12 protein-coding genes are annotated in these 19,237 nt (G+C 43.0%); 7 read left to right on the plus strand and 5 right to left on the minus strand.

Annotated features, from left to right (window positions below; translation table 11 throughout):
• Positions 1-601: 601 nt before the first annotated feature.
• Both ileS and HWQ44_RS29890 read right to left on the minus strand, forming a co-directional pair.
• A complete protein-coding gene (gene ileS, locus HWQ44_RS29885; protein ID WP_292725569.1) occupies positions 602-3,487 on the minus strand; it encodes an isoleucine--tRNA ligase in 2,886 nt (961 codons plus the stop codon).
• A 38-nt stretch (positions 3,488-3,525) separates the two neighbouring features.
• The gene (locus HWQ44_RS29890; RefSeq protein ID WP_292725570.1) at positions 3,526-3,852 is read right to left on the minus strand and encodes a hypothetical protein; all 327 of its coding nucleotides are present in this window, start codon (positions 3,850-3,852) and stop codon (positions 3,526-3,528) included.
• A gap of 180 nt (positions 3,853-4,032) precedes the next feature.
• Here HWQ44_RS29890 and HWQ44_RS29895 point away from each other — a divergent pair, with 180 nt between their 5' ends.
• The 4 genes from HWQ44_RS29895 to HWQ44_RS29910 all read left to right on the plus strand — a co-directional run bounded on the left by HWQ44_RS29895 (position 4,033) and on the right by HWQ44_RS29910 (position 7,358).
• Complete coding sequence (locus HWQ44_RS29895) at positions 4,033-4,401, plus strand: Crp/Fnr family transcriptional regulator (protein ID WP_292725571.1); 369 nt, start codon at positions 4,033-4,035, stop codon at positions 4,399-4,401.
• Positions 4,402-4,590: 189 nt separating this feature from the next.
• The gene (locus tag HWQ44_RS29900; protein ID WP_292725572.1) at positions 4,591-4,956 is read left to right on the plus strand and encodes a Lin0512 family protein; all 366 of its coding nucleotides are present in this window, start codon (positions 4,591-4,593) and stop codon (positions 4,954-4,956) included.
• A gap of 532 nt (positions 4,957-5,488) precedes the next feature.
• A complete protein-coding gene (locus HWQ44_RS29905) occupies positions 5,489-6,847 on the plus strand; it encodes a Rieske 2Fe-2S domain-containing protein (protein WP_292725573.1) in 1,359 nt (452 codons plus the stop codon).
• A gap of 172 nt (positions 6,848-7,019) precedes the next feature.
• On the plus strand, positions 7,020-7,358 hold the full coding sequence (locus tag HWQ44_RS29910) for a hypothetical protein (protein ID WP_292725574.1): 339 nt from the start codon (positions 7,020-7,022) through the stop codon (positions 7,356-7,358).
• 228 nt (positions 7,359-7,586) lie between these two features.
• Here HWQ44_RS29910 and HWQ44_RS29915 read toward each other — a convergent pair whose 3' ends face one another.
• Positions 7,587-9,827, minus strand: coding sequence for a hypothetical protein (locus HWQ44_RS29915; protein ID WP_292725575.1), 2,241 nt, complete (start codon positions 9,825-9,827; stop codon positions 7,587-7,589).
• A gap of 31 nt (positions 9,828-9,858) precedes the next feature.
• Between HWQ44_RS29915 and HWQ44_RS29920 the strand changes: the two genes are divergently transcribed.
• Positions 9,859-9,987, plus strand: a complete 129-nt coding sequence (locus HWQ44_RS29920) for a hypothetical protein (RefSeq protein WP_292725576.1) — start codon at positions 9,859-9,861, stop codon at positions 9,985-9,987.
• Here HWQ44_RS29920 and HWQ44_RS29925 read toward each other — a convergent pair.
• Positions 9,955-12,501 carry a hypothetical protein gene (locus HWQ44_RS29925; RefSeq protein ID WP_292725577.1) on the minus strand — a complete coding sequence of 849 codons (2,547 nt, stop codon included), beginning with the start codon at positions 12,499-12,501 and terminating at the stop codon, positions 9,955-9,957. The genes HWQ44_RS29920 and HWQ44_RS29925 overlap by 33 nt on opposite strands.
• A gap of 820 nt (positions 12,502-13,321) precedes the next feature.
• On the opposite strand from HWQ44_RS29925, the gene HWQ44_RS29930 reads away from it, so the two are divergent.
• Entirely contained in the window at positions 13,322-16,936 is a 3,615-nt protein-coding gene (locus HWQ44_RS29930) for an NB-ARC domain-containing protein (protein WP_292725578.1), read from the plus strand.
• Here the strand turns inward: HWQ44_RS29930 and HWQ44_RS29935 are convergent.
• Entirely contained in the window at positions 16,919-17,494 is a 576-nt protein-coding gene (locus HWQ44_RS29935; RefSeq protein ID WP_292725579.1) for a Uma2 family endonuclease, read from the minus strand. The two genes, HWQ44_RS29930 and HWQ44_RS29935, sit on opposite strands and share 18 nt — an antisense overlap.
• A 499-nt stretch (positions 17,495-17,993) precedes the next feature.
• Here HWQ44_RS29935 and HWQ44_RS29940 point away from each other — a divergent pair, with 499 nt between their 5' ends.
• Positions 17,994-18,689, plus strand: a complete 696-nt coding sequence (locus HWQ44_RS29940; RefSeq protein WP_292725580.1) for a response regulator transcription factor — start codon at positions 17,994-17,996, stop codon at positions 18,687-18,689.
• The last annotated feature ends 548 nt before the right edge of the window (positions 18,690-19,237 follow it).

The raw sequence follows: 19,237 nt of genomic DNA on the forward strand, positions 1-19,237 counted from the left end.
TGAAAATACTTAAAAAAATTCAGTAATAGTACCCAATTTTTTATTAAAAAGTATATTCTACTTAGGACTTACGCACTGTACGAAATGACCAGAATGTGTATTACGCAAAATATCTATTTCAGTCGCCGACTGCAACCTGATTTACACAGAGGAAGAGTGCCGAGTCGGGAGTAATGTAGTTCAAATTACTTAAAAAGTACGTAAGGGACTTCCAAATAAAAAATACTCAATTACTTCTTGTGGAGTTGGCGTCTCGCCCGCCCGTAGACAAATGCGGGCTTTCCAGCCCACTCTGCAAGATTGGATAATTTATTTGTTAGAAGTCCCTAAAAATAAGGCTACAAGTCGGGGAATCCACTCAACGCACTAACTCAGCTACACAGGTGATATCGTGTCCGGTTCAAGACTTATCATTAAGACGGCAGGGGAGCAGGGGGCAGGGGGAAAGAGGGTTTCCTGGTTTTTGCACAGATGCGGAAATTATAACTAATTAGGCGGACATGATATGAAGTCCGCGTAAACCGAATTCACCAAGCTAAAAGTGCATTTAGCTTGGTGAGTTAGTGACTTCTAGTCTGCTAGCGCCGTGGGATTTTTGCTTTTAGAACTCTCCAGCTAAAGCTGCAACACAGCGATCGCAAATTAAGGGATGTTCTGCTGATTCTCCCACATGAGTAGAGTAGTTCCAACAGCGATCGCATTTTTGCCCATCTGCTTTGTGAACCTCAAAATATATGTCAGCATCTTCTCCTTCCTTAGAAATGGGTTCAAATGGCACTTCTACTTGAGAAGTTAAAAATAGATAACGTAACTCATCTACACCATTACTTTTTTCAGATGAACCGTGAGTATGGGGATTGAAAGCTTGTAAACGTTGACGCAATCTCTCATCAAAGACATGCATCACAACTTTTGCTTCTAAAGAAGATCCGATTGTCTTTTGCAATCGATATATTTCTAGAGTTTTGTTGACCTTATCACGAATTTTCCGTAACTCTGTCCAAAATTCTGCTAATTCTGGATTACGCCATTTTTCCTCTACCTGCACCCAACCAGCTTCAAACACCGATTTGTAAGGTGTTTTGTAAGGGAGATATTGCCAGATATCTTCGGCAGTGTGAGATAACACTGGTGCGATCGCTCGTGCTAAATTATCTAAAGCTATCTTCAGCACTGTTTGACAACTGCGACGGCGGAAAGCATCTTTTGCACTGATGTACAGCCTATCTTTGGCCACATCCAAATAAAAGTTGGATAAATCCACCACGCAGAAATTCTGCACTGTTTGGAAAAAGTGGAAGAATTGGAAACTCTCAAAGGCTTCCGTTACTTCCTCAAATACCTCAGTGATGCGGTGCAGCATATAACGGTCAAGTTCTGGCAATTCCTCAAAGGGGACTGCATCTTTTTCCGGGTCAAAATCATCCAAGCTACCCAACAAAAACCGCGCCGTATTGCGAATTTTACCTCTAACATCATTCATTTGCTTAATGATGTTTTTGCCAATGCGAACATCACCGGAGTAGTCAACCGATGATACCCACAATCGCAATACATCTGCACCGTAAGGCGGTTCTACTTTTTGATTTTTTCCGCCTTCAATGATTGTATTTGGATCGACCACATTTCCTTCTGACTTACTCATCTTTCGGCCTTGTTCGTCCAAAGCGAAGCCGTGAGTTAGCACAGTTTTGTAAGGCGCAATATCATTTACCGCTACACTGGTGAGCAAGCTGGATTGAAACCAACCGCGATGTTGGTCGGAACCTTCCAAATATATGTCAGCAGGGTAGCGTAACTCTGGACGCTGTTGGACGACAGCTGCCCAAGATGAGCCAGAATCAAACCATACATCCATTGTGTCTGTACCCCGGCGGTAAGACTTGCCATTATTACGATAGGATTCGGGTAATAATTCCTCAACTGATAATTCCCACCAAGCATCGGAACCTTTTTCAGCGATGATTCCTTGGACATGGTTGATAGTTTCCTCATTCAGCAGTGGTTCTCCCGTAGCTTCATCATAGAAAACGGGAATGGGTACACCCCAAGCGCGTTGACGAGAGATACACCAATCGGAACGTTCCGCCACCATTGGCGTGATGCGATTTTCACCTTGGGCTGGAATCCATTTTACCGTGGCGATCGCATGAAGTGCTTCTTCTCTAAATCCTTCCACGGAAGCAAACCATTGTTCCGTAGCGCGGAAAATCGTTGGTTTTTTCGTCCGCCAATCATAAGGATACTTGTGGGGATATGCTTCTTCCTTCAACAAAGAACCAGCCGCAGCTAATGCATCAATCACCGCCTGATTCCCATCACCCAGCACATTCAACCCAGCAAATTGTCCCGCTTCTTCGGTAAAATTGCCATTGTCATCTACTGGTGCAAGGATGGGCAAACCGTAACGTTGACCAACAATGTAGTCTTCTTGACCATGACCGGGAGCAGTATGTACCAACCCAGTACCCGATTCAGTAGTGATGTAATCACCGCCCACAACAATCGGACTTTCGCGGTCAAATAAAGGATGACGATAAGTAGTATGTTCTAAATCATTCCCCTTGAACGTGGCTTTTACAGTTAACTCAAGTCCCAAGGTTGAAGATAAACGTTCCACTAAATCAGCAGCAACGATTAGGTATTTGAAATTACTCTGCGCCTCTGCTTCTGGGCGTGAAACTTCCACCACCGCATAATTCAAATCTGCATTTACCGCCACAGCCAAATTCCCTGGAATTGTCCAAGGTGTAGTCGTCCAGATAGCCACGCCCAAATCTGACTGATATTCTGCCAACAGTGGTTTTACAGTTTCAGCCAAACTTATGATTGCAAAAGCTGCATAGATACTGCGGGAAACGTGACCTTCAGGATATTCCAACTCAGCTTCAGCCAAAGCGGTTTTAGAACTGGGACTCCAGTGAACCGGTTTCAAACCGCGATAGATGTAGCCTTTTAAGAACATCTGACCAAACACGCCAATTTGAGCCGCTTCATATTCCGGCTTCAGAGTTAGATAAGGGTTTTCCCAATCACCCCAAATACCGTAGCGTTTAAAATTATTGCGCTGGTCGTTGACCGTAGCTAGACCAAATTCTTTTGCTTTCTGCCGCAGTTGTAAAGATGTTAAATTTTGCCGTTCTGCTGACTTCATGTTCTGCAAAACTTTTAACTCAATTGGCAATCCGTGACAATCCCAACCAGGAACGTAGCGAACTTTACGCCCTTGTAACATTTGGTAGCGGTTAATAATATCTTTGAGAATTTTATTTAAAGCATGACCAATATGGAGTGAGCCATTAGCGTAGGGAGGCCCATCGTGCAGTATAAATAATTCGCCGGGGTTATTTTCAAAGAGGCGATCGTAAATTTTATTTTCTTCCCAAAATTTTTGGATTTCAGGCTCACGCTTGATGGCGTTTGCCCGCATATCAAAGTTAGTTTTGGGTAGGTTTACAGTATCTTTGTAACTTCCTGATTCGGTCACAGTCTCATGCCTAGAATTAGGTGTATAGGTTTTATTAATTATAGAAGATAGCCTGAAAACCAAAATTCCCTATTTGAACGTGAGTTCGATAAACCTCTCCCTGCCTTGAATTTTCGTTCAAATTTCTCTCCGATTGGGAGCAACAAATCCTCTACGCATATTTTTGTCAGTGTGAGATTCATCGAAAGTGACGGGAAACTCCATCCCCAGGTGTCTGTAGAGGGATAGTCGCCCCGTCGCTTGGGGTCATTGGGCATGGGGAAGAAGTTACCAATGCCCCATGCCCAAAAACTCCATCCTGCAAGTGGCGTGGAGTTTTTCATCAAGATATGGATATGGGGCTGCGGCAAGACTTGTGCGTACACCGTAGCCAACTCGAAAAGGGACGGTTTTGCATTGTAAAACCAGGGAGAGGTTTATAGACGATTAATCAGAAATTTTGCGGAGATTGAGAGTTAATCGACATAAAGTAGTATACTTTTTTGGGTTCGCCTAAAGCTATCAACAAGTTTCGTCTGAAAACCAAAAATTTTGGGGTTGCTCTAATGCTAAGTCCTGTAATAACAGTCAGTATCTTTCAAAAACAACCCGATCCTAAAGGATTCTCAACAGGTGAAGTCATCTTTGAAGAAGGACAGTCTGGTGATAGTATGTACGGCATTCTGGAAGGAGAGGTCGATATAGTAGTCAATGGCAAGGTTGTAGAAACCATTGAAACGGGCGAAGTTTTTGGTGCTGGGATACTTGTAGGGGTAAAAAATAGAAATTACACAGCTATTGCTAAAGTGGATACTAAACTAGGTTTCCTTGATGAAGAGGGGTTTCTCTTTGCTGTTCAGGAAACACCTATGTTTGCGATACAGGTGATGAAAAGTTACTCAGAGCGTTTGAGTCGCTTGCAGCGGATGGTCTAAATCACCTCAGTCGGCATAAGTTCCAAAACTAATCAGAATCTGCCACTAATTTTGCCTCCTTTTTAGAAGGCCATAGATATATTCTCTCGCTTGGGGAGTTAGAAGTCAGTATTCAGAGAATTCTAGATGCTGGCTTTTGACTCGTGATTTATATAAAGTGAAAGGTGCAAAATTTACCGGAGGTAGCTAATGGCGCGTAAACGATTGATTATCGAGATGGGAATGGGAATAGATCAGCATGGACAAGAACCGACAGTAGCAGCATCTAGGGCAGTACGGAATGCGATCGCTCACAATGCCTTACCTGGTGTTTGGGAAGTTGCAGGTTTGAGTCATCCCAATCAAATGATTATAGAGGTTCAGGTAGCAGTGCCATACCCAGAACAAGTTAGAGAAGAAGAGGTACTAGCTGTACTACCATTTGGGCAAAAAACTCTCATCGTAGAATCTGGGGGGATGATAGTTCAAGGGCGAGCGATTCCCGAACTCAATGACAAAAATGACGAAATGTTGATTGCGATCGCTGCTGTTACAGTTTTCATCGAAGATGAGTAGCTGAGGCAATTCCTTCCTCTATAAACAAATCACTAATTGAAAGTTATAGAAAAGTTATTAAGTCATTTGAGCGCCTACTTTATTTGTGCAGGCGCTATTTTGAATTGTTAAGTATATTTGTTGATTACTTCATCAAAAAGCGTCATTGTTTTATAAAAATACCCGTTTACTTTCTCAAAATGACGTTTGACTTACTCAAAAGCTGTATTTGCTTTCTGATTTTTGTGTTTTCCGCAAGCAAAATGACCTTTGACTTATTCAAAATTCTTGCTCATTAGTAAGTCGATGAGAAGAAATCAAACTAGATTAAGTAATATAAAAAATATTGAGATTAGTTCGTAGTGAGGACTTTAATCCTCATAAGAGGGCTTCAACCCTCTCTGTGAGACGCTTCGCGAACACTACAAATCTTGAATTATTTACACCGCTCTACTTTGGTGATTTTTGAAGTTTTACCCTAGAAATTTTCTATCTCTGGGACTAAGGATTTGCTAATCCAAAAGTATAAAATAATAGAAACCTGGAGAAAAATATGTCATTAGAAACAGAAACACTACAGGCGACACCACCAACTTCTACTTTTGAGAAACTTGAGGATAAGCAAGAATTTAACTGGAGGCAATGCTGGTATCCCGTCACCTTTGTACAAGACTTGCCTGCTAACCGCCTTCATAGCTTTTCCTTGTACGATGAACCTTTGGTTTTGTTCAAAAACAAAGATGGACAATTTATCTGTTTAGCAGATCGTTGTCCTCACCGTACAGCCAAACTTTCTGAAGGACAAATTATTGACGGCAAAATTGAGTGCTTATATCACGGTTGGCAGTTTGGCAGTGATGGCCAATGTCTGCACATTCCCCAATTACCAACAGATGCAAAAATTCCAGTCAATGCTTGCGTGCCATCCTTTAAAGTTGTGGAACGTCAAGGCATGATTTGGGTATGGGCTGGCGAAAAAGAAACTGCTGTTCATGAAATTATTCCAATTTTGCCAGATTTAGATAAGTCAGGATTTGTGTGTGCAGACTTTATATTGGATCTGCCTTATGACCAAACATATCTAGTCGAAAATGTTATCGATCCTGCTCATGTTGCTATTAGCCATAATGGCACTAGAGGGGGTGGTAATCGGAAAAATGCCCAACCGCTAGAAATGGAAGTGCTAGAGAATTCGGTTCAGGGGGTTAAAGGCAGGTGGCGGGGAGCTAACAATTCAAATGAAGCCTGGAAGTATGTTGATTTTGTTGCTCCAAGTCTTGTACTGAACACTGCTTATATTGAAAAAAAAGATTGGACATTTGGACTAGCTTTGTATTCAATTCCTTTAGGTAAAGGGCGATGCCGTCTTTTAGCTAGAGGTTATCGTAATTTCATGACTTGGGGAGTCAAGCTGAGGCCGCGCTGGCTCGATCACTTAAATACGAACAAAATATTAGAGCAGGATTTGCCTCTGATTGCGGGACAACAGGCAGAAATTGAGCGCTTGGGAAGAAGTCTCAAAGAATTATATTTGCCGCTGAAAACATCTGACACATTAGTAATTGAGTACCGCAAGTGGCTAGATAAATTTGGGTCATCTTTGCCTTTTTATCAAGGTTATTCCACATGGAAAAATGTTGATAATGGCGAGTTGAATTCAAAGCCAGTTTTGCTAGACAGATTTTCGCGACACACACTTATTTGCAATTCTTGCAATCAGGCTTATCAAGTGACAAATAGGGTCAAGCAAGGTTGTATCGGGGTAGCGATCGCTCTAGCTGCTGTAGCGATACTTGCAGATGATTCTAGAATCAGAATAGCAGCAATATCAGTTTTCATAGCAGCAATTGTCATGTCTGTTATGGCTCATACACTTAAAACTCGCTTTGAGCATTCCTACACTCGTCACTAAAATAGGGACTGGGGATTGAGGACTGGAATCGGAATTCTTCCCAATACTTAATCCCTAATCCCAAATCTTAGTCATGATGAAGTTATCAACTCTGCGCTAAACTAAAAATATTGGGATAAAAATCTCTGGCAGTAAGTTCAATAGACCACTAATCTTTACCACTGCGGCGATCATGTCTCAAGAGCATAACGAATCACTCCAAATTCAGGAAATCACCAAACTCAAACCGAAACACTTTGCTGATTTAGTCAGATCAGCACAATTGGTTTTCGATCCCACAGCCGGAGTTTCGGGAAGAAGTATCACAGTTGACTGGGAACAATTCGGAATTCCCCGTGATGTGGCGGACAATCTCAAATTACTTGGTCAGCAGTACCAATATGCATCTCCTCACATCCCTGTTGAAGACATTTGGAGTAAATTAACTCCAGAAACTCGTATTTGGTTCGTTGAAAATAAAGATAGGTTGTGGCAGCTTGAAGAAGCTTTCCCAGCCCTTGACGAAGATTAAACGGCTGAACCATTGAAAAGAATACTAATTATTTGTAGGGGTACAACGGCAGTTGTACCCCTATCCTCTTTCTATAAGCCAATACGCTTGGCTTTGTGGGGAGTACCCCGGAGGTTTAGATGGAATATGGGCGCACAGCTAGCTGTGCGCCCATACCTGTGTAACTGATTCAAATAATAATCGTTACAATTCCCTCCCACACCTTGCAAGCAAGTGAACGAGTAATTGTCATCCTAGATTAGTGAAATCCCACAGACCAAGGGTATTGGCTTCTACTCCAATGAGTGTAGCTAAGACTTCACCATCCTGTTTTCTGATTAGAGTATCACTGGTATTAGTACCAATGCCTTGAGTAATGGTGATCTGTTCAAAGGTCAGACCATTCAATAATCCCAGATAATCGCTACCGACTGTAAAGTTGAAAATTGTGTCACTTCCAGACTCGCTTGCCAGCACAAACAGATCACGACCGCTGCCGCCGTATAATGTATCTTCACCTGTTCCACCATTCAGGATGTTGTCCCCGCCACCTGTAAGATAGTCGTTACCACCCCTGTTGTAGATTGGCTCCAAGAGATAATTATCTCCGTCTTGCTGCGGGATATCGGCGTAAAGCAGATCGTTGCCAGCACCACCCTCTAGTGAGTTGTTACCAGCACCACCGTAGAGCTGGTCGTCACCGTCATTACCAAAAAGATAATCATCTCCGTCCTGCCCTTTCAGGATATCGGCATCGTCGCCACCCTGAAGATTGTCATTACCACTGCCTCCAGTAAGAGTGTCATTACCTTCTTGACCAAAGAGTTGGTCGTCACCGTCGCCGCCTATGAGTTGGTCATCACCCAATCCACCCTCTAGGTAGTCATTATCAGCGCCACCATCAAGACTGTCGTTACCGCCACCGCCATAGAGTTGGTCGTTGCCTAATCCAGCTAGAAGTTGGTCATTGCCTAACCCACCATCTAGGTAGTCATCGCCAGTACCTGCATCAAGAACGTCGTTTCCTTCTTGAGCAGAGAGTAGATCGTTGCCATCGCCTCCCAAGAGATTGTCATCTCCGACTCCACCATATAAGTTGTCATTATCAGTACCGCCATTGAGGGTGTCGCTACCGTCTTGACCGTAGAGGAAATCATTACCGTTGCCTCCGGTCAGTTGGTCATTGCCGTTTCCACTTTCAAGATAATCATTGCCAATACTGCCATCAAGGGTGTCATCACCGTCCCGACCATATAGTTGGTCATTGCCGTCGCCACCATCTAATTGATCAGCGCCAGAGCCACCATCTAAGTAGTCATTGCCAGCCTGCCCTAGGAGCTTATCAGCATCATCGCCCCCATAGAGAAAGTCCTCGCCGATGCCGCCATCGAGGTAGTCACGCCCTTGCTGTCCGAGGAGTTGGTCATCACCCGTTCCCCCTTCAAGACGGTCATCATCATTGCCGCCATCAAGATAGTCCTGACCTGCTTGACCGTAAAGGCGATCGCTACCATCTCTACCGTAGAGATAGTCATCCTCTGAGCCGCCATCCAGGAAGTCAGCGCCAATGCCACCATCTAGGATATCGTAGCCTTGCTGACCGTAGAGGCGATCGTTACCTTCGTTGCCGTTGAGTTCGTCATTGTCTAACCCGCCATCAAGGTAGTCATCGCCAGTATTGCCGTTAAGTAAGTCATCACCTTGTTGACCGTAAAGGCGATCGCTACTTTCGTTGCCATTGAGTAGGTCATCGCCCAATCCACCATCGAGGTAGTCATCACCCGCTTGCCCTAAAAGGGTATCTATACCAGTACCTCCGTAGAGAGCGTCATTTCCCGCTCCACCTTCGAGGTTGTCATCACCAGCTTGACCGTAAAGTTGATCATTACCGTCGTTGCCATAAAGTAGGTCGTTATTGTCACCCCCATCTACGAGGTCATTACCTAACCCGCCACTTAAGGTGTCTTCACCGACTTGACCGTAGAGGCGATCGTTACCGTCGTCACCATTGAGTTGGTCATTACCTTCACCCCCATCCAGCAGGTCATTACCCAACCCGCCATTTAGGGTGTCTTTATCGGCCTGACCATAAAGTTGATCATCTCCGTCTCCTCCAGTAAGGTAGTCCTCGCCGATGCCACCATCAAGGAGGTCATCGCCTGTGCCACCTTGGAGGTAGTCATCGCCTTCCTGACCATAAAGTTGGTCGTTGCCATCGCTGCCATAAAGTTGGTCATCGCCTGTGCCACCTTCGAGATAGTCATTACCAGCATCGCCATTTAAGGTGTCGCTGCCGTCTTGACCGTAGAGTTGATCGTTGCCGTCTCCTCCATTCAGGTTGTCATTGCCAGCTTCACCTTTGAGGAGGTCTTCATCAGCTTGACCATATAGGTTGTCGTTACCGTCTCCACCGTAAAGGCGATCGCTTCCTGTGCCGCCATCAAGCAAATCGTTGCCTGCTTCACCGTAGATTAGGTCATTGCCACCCAAGCCGCTGATGATATTGTTGCCAGCGTCACCGATGAGTAAATCTTCAAATTCTGAACCTTCTAGATTTTCGATGGCTTCGAGGCGATCGCCTTTGGCATCTCCAGCCCAACCAGTACCCGTTGTCAGACTAACAGATACACGCGTCGCAGAGGTGAAATAGGAGGCCGTATAGACTATCAGCCTCAGCCCCGCCCACTAGCTCGTCATCGCCAGCATTACCATTAAGAATGTCACTCCCGCTTTCACCGAAGAGGTTATCATTCCCTGCACCGCCATAAAGACGGTCATTGTCTATACCTCCGTAGAGGCGATCGCTGTTGTCACCACCTTCTAGCTCATCATTGCCAGCATCACCTTTGAGGATGTCATTCCCGTCTTCGCCGAAGAGTTTGTCATTCCCCTCATCGCCATTGAGAGTGTCATTGTCTATACCTCCGTATAGAGTGTCAGTATCATCGCCACCTCTTAGTTCGTCATCGCCAGCATCACCTTTGAGGAGGTCATTCCCAGTTTCACCGAAGAGTTTGTCATTCCCCTCATCGCCATTGAGAGTGTCATTGTCTATACCTCCGTATAGAGTGTCAGTATCATCGCCACCTCTTAGTTCGTCATCGCCAGCATCACCTTTGAGGAGGTCATTCCCAGCTTCACCGAAGAGTTTGTCATTCCCTGCATCGCCATTGAGAGTGTCATTGTCTGTACCCCCGTAGAGTTGGTCAATGCCAGCACCACCTCTTAGTTCGTCATCGCCAGCATCACCTTTGAGGAGATCATTCCCGTCTTCACTGAAGAGTTTGTCATTCCCTGTACCGCCTTCGAGAGTGTCATTCCCTGTACCACCTTTGAGAACGTCATTACCGCCTTCGCCGTAGAGAAAATCTCTACCTCCGTTTCCAGAAACGAAATCGTCCCCAGCCCCCGCCCGAATGTCATCGCCTGCGTCAGTACCCTCTAGCACATCTGCTCCGGCACCTGTTTGTACCGATATGGCTCCAGTAAGAGGATCGCGAAAAATGGGGCTACTAGGCCTATTAGGAATTGATGGTTGACTAGGAGTACCTCCATCGGTTAGGGCAAAGGGATTCAGAGCTGAAAGGTCACCTTGAGCGAGTCGTTCCTTTCTCTCTTTTAAAACTTGTGCCGCACTCTTAAGAATCTCTCCACCATCGTTAATGAGAGCACCCCCTGCATTAAAAAGCCCCTCTGCATTGCGGATTGCGAAGAACTCCCCTGCGCGGAAGATATTGGTAGACAGTACTTTACCCGCTGCATCAAACAGTTCATCAGTAACTTCTTGCGCTGCTGAACCAGCAAGCTTTGTGATCCGTCGGGTAGTTCTCCCTAAATCATTAAATTGCTCTCGAGTAAAATCACCAGCACTGTTGAATATTTCTTTAGCAATACGTACCCCATCTTTAAACTCTTCTCTAATAAAATCGCCAGCACTGTTAAATGTTTCCCTTACTGCTTTTCCAACTCCTCTTATTAAATCTCCGGCCTCATTCAGAATTGCCGCAACCAATCCATCATTTAGGGATAAGCTTTGCTTAATATACCCGATCAGTTTGTCAACTTCTGGTGGGGGAAACTCCCCTAATTCAAGTTTGGGTAAGTTAAATCTTAGATCTTCTGTAAGATTAACACCTAAAACCCTAACCTCACCTGCTAAACTTGCACCGATACTTAAATCAGGCCTTTCAAAGATGTGATCGAAACCATTGATTTCACTTAATCGTAAACCATCCTTTTTTGGATCGTTAAGGTTAAATGTAAGCCCTGGCGTAACAGTCAATGTTGAAGCAATAGTTGCAACAGATATAGTAATAGCAGGACCGACTGTAATATCACCAGAAAGTCTAGTTTGAGTGTCAGGAATAATGAAGAAGCCATCGGAAAAAGATCCGCCATTTTCTAGCGCGAATGTATCAAAACCAAATCCGGTTTTAATGCCTACGCTAAAACCTAAATCAGCAGTTATTCCTAATGGCCCAACAATAGGAACATCAATAGGAGGTAGGTCAGAATTTAGCTCTAGCTCAGGTGGTGTATAGGTGAATAAATCCAGTGGTTTATCACTCTGCAAAATTGCAAACACAGTGTCTCTTGGATTGTCAAGCAGAGGACTACTAAATGTATTAGGGAGTCCTGAAACAGGAATATGAGGATTAGGAATATCCTTAGAAAGGGGCAGAGGATCAAATACACCCTGAGGAGTTATTTTAAATTGGCCAAGATCGATGTCCCCATCAGAATGGATTTGATTAAGGAACTGGGTAATTTTACTAATGTCATCAATTACTCCAATGTTAACGGGGTTTCCACTATATTTTCCAGCGAATGCAATTAAATCGAGAACACTGATCGAACTGTGATCTGAGTCTTGGTCTAGAGAAAGATTACCAATTTTCGCATTGACAGCTTGTGGGATGTCAGAAAGTATAGGAATTTCTGTTGTTAGAAGCTTGATAACAGGATCTAACTGCTTAAACACCGATTGAATTGAGCTAAGATTCTTTTCGAGGAAATTATTGTAGAAGTTGTTGAGATCTAGACTTATGGAAAACAAGATGTTCCCGGCTGCATCAGTCGTTTTTGTTGTGGTAATGCCGAGCGGTTCCCTTAATTGCTGTAGTTCTTTGAGAATCTCTGTAACTACGGTCGCTTGAGTTGCCATGTTTTCTCTTACTCCTAATTATTTTATCTAGATGACTTTTACGTTTGAAGGGTATCTACTAGAAAAGGGCTAACAATGTATTGCTTATAGCTTTTTTGCAAAATTGCTCCAAGCTACACAACTGCGATCGCAACTTTTCTGTACTTTCTTGATCTACAGATCGCACCCCTCCCAAACCCCGATAACTTAAGTGCGATCGCATCGCATCCAAATTTCAAACCATTAGTCAGAAAAAGACAGCGAACGAATCAGCATCGTCGCTCACAACTGCTATGGCTCAACTAGATGAAAAATTTATCTCACTCGAAAATTTTCAGTATTGGGATAAACACTTTACCTGTGTTTAATCATTGGGCAGATTCCAGTACTACAACTGAATCACATCAATACTCTACAATCTTGTATAAAATTTTATGGTGAGAAAAGGTCGGGAAAATGTCGGATTTTTTGGTAAATTTACGTAAACCTTCTGGAAAAAATCAAGTTTATGGTGCGAATATCCTAGTTAACCTGGTATTACTACGTAAATACATTGATGGTTGAAAAAGCGATACCTTCTGGTGAATCTGCTACGTCTAGCTTGCTTCTCCATCGAAATATGGTGTGCCAACACACTGAAAAACTAGTCAGCAGTGAAACGATCGCTTGATGGTAGTAGTGCGATCGCAATTTTGATTTTTAGCAATCAGCTTCGGACTTATTTGCCAAAATCACCGAGACTATAGCGATCGCTCTTTTTGGCAGATTTAGGTAAACTTTATGAAAAACATCAAGTTTATAGTGGGAATATTGTAGTTAACCTGTATTACTACGTAAATAAATGACGGTTGAAGAAGCGATCGCACTCGTTGAGCAATTATTGGAGCGAGGAAGCTTAACAAAAGTGCAAAAGATGGTATTTCGCTACGCCTGGGAAGGGAAAACTTACCTAGAAATGGCGCGAGAAGTCAGATACGATCACGGACACATCAAAGACGTTGGTTCGCAACTATGGCGATCGCTCTCTCAAGCTTTAAATGAAAAAGTTACCAAGAATAATCTGCACGGAGTCCTGAAGCGAGCCACACAGCAGCAGAATGGCGTAAACATCTCCCCAAGATTAAACCTCAAACCCTTCACCGATCGCATCGATTGGGGAGAAGCGATCGACGTTTCCCGTTTTTATGGACGTACCACTGAATTAGAAACCTTGAGCCAATGGATTGTAGGCGATCGCACTCGTCTAATCACCTTACAAGGAATGGGTGGTATTGGTAAAACCGCACTTGCAGTTAAGGTTGCAGAAAATAACCAAGATGCATTTGAATATATTTTTTGGCGTTCTCTACGCAATGCACCGCCTATACAGAATTTATTATTAGACCTAATTAAATTTTTATCTAATCAGCAGGAAACAAATTTCCTCAACACCAATGAAGCACAACTAGCGTTATTAATGAAATATTTAAGTTCGTCGCGGTGTTTGCTGATTTTGGATAACGTTGAAACAATTCTTGTTGGTGGTGTAACTGCTGGAAATTATCGAGAAGGATATGAAAGTTACGGACAGCTATTTCGGTGTATTGCCGAAATATCCCATCAAAGCTGCTTATTACTAACTAGCCGCGAGAAACCGAAAGGTTTAGGATTGCAAGAAGGGGAAAATTTACCCATTCGTTCTCTACAAGTTACAGGCTTAAGCGAATTAGAAATCCACAAAATTTTTATAGATAAAGGTTTTTCGGCTTCGCCAGAACAGGAGCAATTACTAACCGCACGTTATAGCGGTAATCCATTAGCTTTAAAGATAGTTGCAAATACAACCCAAGAATTGTTTGCTGGAAAGTTGCGGCAATTTTTAGACTGTGATACCGCTGTTTTTGGCGATATTTGGGAACTTTTAGACCAGCAATGTCAACGTTTATCTATTTTAGAAAAGCAGGTTATGTGCTGGTTAGCAATTAATCGAGAAGCAGTTTCTCTAGCTGAATTACAAGAAGACATCGTACCACATATTTCGACACGAGAACTCATTGAATCACTAGAGTCTTTAAAAAGAAGGTCACTAATTGAAACTAGTCATCATTTTATTAACCATAACGTAAATTTTACCCAACAACCTGTTGTCATGGAATACATGACAGAAAAATTAGTTACGGTGGTATTTAATGAAATTACCACAGGGATAATTTCGATTTTTAATTCTTATGCCCTAATTAAAGCTACTGCTAAAGATTATGTTCGAGACTCACAATTTTGTTTGTTATTAAAGCCATTAATTGATAAATTAGTGGCGCATTTTGGAAATAAAAAGAAACTAGAAAATTATCTTTATCAATTTATTCCGAATTTACAAAATCACCCCTCAATTCAACCTGGGTATGCTGGCGGAAATCTTTTAAATATACTCTGCCATATCTCAGCAAATTTAAAAAATGCCGATTTTTCCAACCTTACTGTTTGGCAGGCATATCTGAAAAATATTAATTTCAATCGGATTAACTTCCAAAACGCTGATTTATCAAAGTCGGTCTTTACCGAAACCTTTGACAGTATTTTGGCACTGGCATTTAGTCCAGATGGAAAAATTTTAGCTACTGGTGGCGCTGCGGGTGAGGTGCAATTATGGCAAGTAGTTGACGGAAAACCACTTTCGAGATGGAAAGCACATTCCCCTTGGATTATTTCACTGGCTTTTAGTCCCAATGGTCAAATAATAGCTACTGGTAGCGACGATCAAAGTGTAAAGCTATGGGATGCTAACACAGGCATTTGCCTGAAAACAATTCAAGGACATACAAGTTGGGTATTTGATGTAGTCTTCAGTCCAGATAGCCAAACACTTGCCAGCGTTAGTGATGAATACACTGTTAAATTATGGGATGTCTATAATGGTCAACTCTTAAGAACTTTTACAGGACACAGCACCCAACCTTACTCAATCGCCTTTAGTCCTGACGGTCAAATGCTAGTTAGTAGTGCCAATGACAGCACTATCAGGTTATGGAGTGTACCTACAGGTGAGTTACTCCAAACTTTCCCAGGACAAAGTAATTTTGTACAGGCTGTTGCTTTTAGTCCTGATGGAACAACTCTTGCGAGTGTGGGCGATGACTATATTATCCAGTTATGGAATGTGAGAACAGGCGAACTACTCAATACCTTCATACAGGGACACGTTTCTTTTGTACAATCAATCGCCTTTAGTCCTGATGGTCAAACCCTTGTCAGTGCTAGTCATGACAAAACTATCAAGTTGTGGGATGTGGCTGCGGGTATCTGTAAGAAAATTTTACAAGGACACACTAGCCAAGTTTGGGCAATTGCTTTTAATCCTGATGGGCAAATAATTGCTAGCAGCAGCCAAGACCACACTGTTAAGCTATGGAATACTGCCACTGGGCAATGTGTAAGAACTTTCAAAGGATACACTAACGCCTTTCGATTAATTGCCTTTAGTCCTGACGGGAAAACCTTGGTAAGCGGTAGCGGTGACTGTCAGGTGCGATTGTGGGATATTCGGACAGGTGCATGTATAAAAACCTTGTCAGGACATACCAGTTTAGTTGTATCGGTTGCCTTTAGTCCCAATGGTAAAACCTTAGCAAGTGGCAGTACCGTAGTTAAGTTATGGGACGCTAGCACAGGTGAATGTCTAAAAACTTTGCACGGACATAGTAATTGGGTTTGGTCGGTGAATTTTAGTCCTGATGGCAAAACTTTATTGACTGGTAGCGCTGATCGAACTTTAAAATTGTGGAATGTGCAAACAGGTGAGTGTTTAAAAACATTACAAGGTCATACTGATTGGGTTTGGTGTACTGTTTTTAGTCCTGATGGTCAAACTCTGGCAAGCGCCAGTGGAGACTGTAGCGCGAAAGTCTGGGATGCCGATACAGGTGTATGCTTGATCACTCTCAAAGGGCATGACAATGGTGTATGGTCGATCGCTTTTAGTCCTGATGGTAAAATTGCAGCTACCGCCAGTGATGACCACACTACAAAATTGTGGGATTTAACAATAGATAATAGCGATCGCTTACCGTCTGATAGATGTATTAAAACCCTAAAAGGGCATACCAGTGGTGTTTATTTTGTGGCATTTAGCCCTGATGGTTCGCAACTTGCTACAGCCAGTGATGACCAAACAGTAGGAATTTGGGATGTAAATACTGGAGAATGTCTCAAAATTTTAACAGGACATAAGAATCGGGTGTGGTCAGTGAAGTTTAGCCCCGATGGTGAAATGCTTGCAAGTGCCAGCCACGACGAAACGATTAAACTGTGGAATGTCAAAACTGGCGAATGTTGCAAAACGCTTCAAGCCCCACGACCTTATGAAGGAATGAATATTGCCGGAGTCAGAGGGTTAACCGAGGCACAGAAAGCGTCATTAAGGTTGCTAGGCGCAGTGGAAGTTGATTCCAAGATTAAGTTATTAGAAAATTCCTTGTAAATTCAAGGTAAAACCTGGTAACACATCTTCTCCCAATAAATGATTTGGCGACAGTAGCACTTCTTTCTCTTTTCCCTGGCGATAAATTTCCACCTGCTTACCTTTGGGGTCAATTAGCCAGCCTAACCGCGCACCATTCTTCATATACTCCTGCATTTTGTCTTGGAGGGACTTGAGGGTGTCGGAATCAGATCGCAGTTCTACTACGAAGTCTGGACAAATGGGAGGAAAAGTCTTTCTTTCTTCAGAAGCCAGTGCTTCCCATCGTGCTAAAGGAATCCAAGCTGCATCAGGTGAACGTAAAGCTCCATTGGGAAGTTGAAACATCGTTGAAGAGTCAAAAGCTTCTCCAGTCCCGTCTTCATCTGTCCAAGTTCCCAAGCGTTGAGTTAATCTGCGATTTCGACTACCAGTTTCTCCACCAGTCGGCGCCATAACTACTAATTCTCCTGATGCGGTGCGCTCTAGTTTAGCATCAGGGTTGACTTGACATAGCTGATAAAACTGCTCAGAAGTGAGATTGATTAATGGTTCTAGGTTCAGGGTAATAGCAGTCATCTTGCAGCTTCTCCCGTCTTGATTATTACTATTATGGTTAACCTATTACCAGATTGGAAGCCAACCTTCCCTAAGTGTAGCTGTAAAGTATCTGTGAGCATGGGTTTCACTTTCAAAACCATACTTTGCACGTTGGTTGCAACGTTCAGATGATGGCATACTTTATTGCTTCTATCAACTCCCAGTCAAGGAGATTAATTCCAAGTTGCTCATCAGACTTTGCTAGAATTTGGGACTCTGTTTCCTTCCACAGTTGACTTTGAGATGGTTCTTTTCTAGAAATCTCCCCTAAATATTCTTTGGCTATTCGGCTAGCTCTGGGAATTTCTTCTAGTGACCATACTATAGTGTTTTTGTTGAAGAAGTTACAATTAGTGTACTTTCATATACTGGTACTTGTAGACACGGCAATATCTTCTTTATCTTCCCTTCTATCCTTTTGTTCAATGCCTGTCAACTTTCGCTAAATTGGAAAAAGGAAAACTCAAGGAAATCTTAAATGTCAGCACAATTGTTACTGGTGGATGATGAACCAGGGATACGGGAAGCCGTGAAAGACTATTTGCAAGAGAGCGGTTTCAGCGTTCAAGTCGCCAGTAACGCCCTTGAAGGTTGGGAATGGATGCAGATGAATACACCTGATTTAGTGATTTCCGATGTGATGATGCCTCAAGTGGATGGCTATCAGTTCCTCAAGCAACTGCGGGAAGATCCCCGCTTCCAAGCACTACCGGTAGTATTTTTGACAGCTAAGGGTATGACAGGCGATCGCATCCAAGGCTATCATGCTGGTGTTGATGCCTATCTTCCCAAACCCTTTGATCCAGATGAGTTAGTCGCCATAGTCGAAAATTTGCTAGCCCGTCGCGCCGCTAAGGCCGCAAGTAACGGGGATGACTCTGAAACCCCCGATCTTGCTGAACTAGCCAATCAGATTGCCCAAATCAAGGCGTTGTTAACTCAAAGAAATGCCATTTCCCAATCGCCAGCCCCTTTCAAAATTGATTTGACTCCCAGAGAACAAAGTGTTTTAAACTTGGTCGCTGAAGGGTTAATGAACAAAGAAATCGCCCGTCGCTTAGAAACCAGCGTCCGCAATGTAGAAAAGTACGTTAGCCGTTTGTTTAGTAAAACCGGCACCAATAGCCGTACAGAGTTAGTTCGTTTTGCTCTAGAACACGGACTTGCTAAATAGGTATGGGGAAAGAGGAGGCAGGAGGCAGAAGTTCTAAAATGTTTGAATTTTGAATTTTGAATTCATTTCTCCCCTACCCCTTCTGCCCCTGGGTAATTGGTAATAGGTAACTGGCTGCTAAACCATAACCGATTACCAGTAATAGATAAAACATAAGTATTTCAGCAAATCAGGCACTTAGCTAAAGCAAAAAGCTAAAAGGAAGGTTATTTATTTTTACTTTGGTCTTTTAGGTTTTTATTTGATTTGCGCCTGTTATCCAATTCCCCATCTGTAAAGACACAGGGTTTTTTTCTTCCTGCAATGTTTTGATAAAAACTCGGTAAAATGCACCCGGCTGAATTTCCTCTTAGATTCTACCAGTACCCTTTGCTACAAAGTTTTTAATAGCGGAAACTGTTCCTGGGACTTTGTGCTGCTAAATAAGACCTTCACAAAGTAGAAATCACAATATTTTATGAATTCTATTTGTTGCTTAGTTTTTATGGCAACGGGGGTATGGGATCAACATTTGATTTGATGCCCAATTCACGCTTTTTCACTACTTA

Origin of the sequence: Nostoc sp. JL34, assembly GCF_017114945.1 — a bacterium.
In the GTDB taxonomy this organism is placed as follows: Bacteria; Cyanobacteriota; Cyanobacteriia; order Cyanobacteriales; family Nostocaceae; genus Nostoc.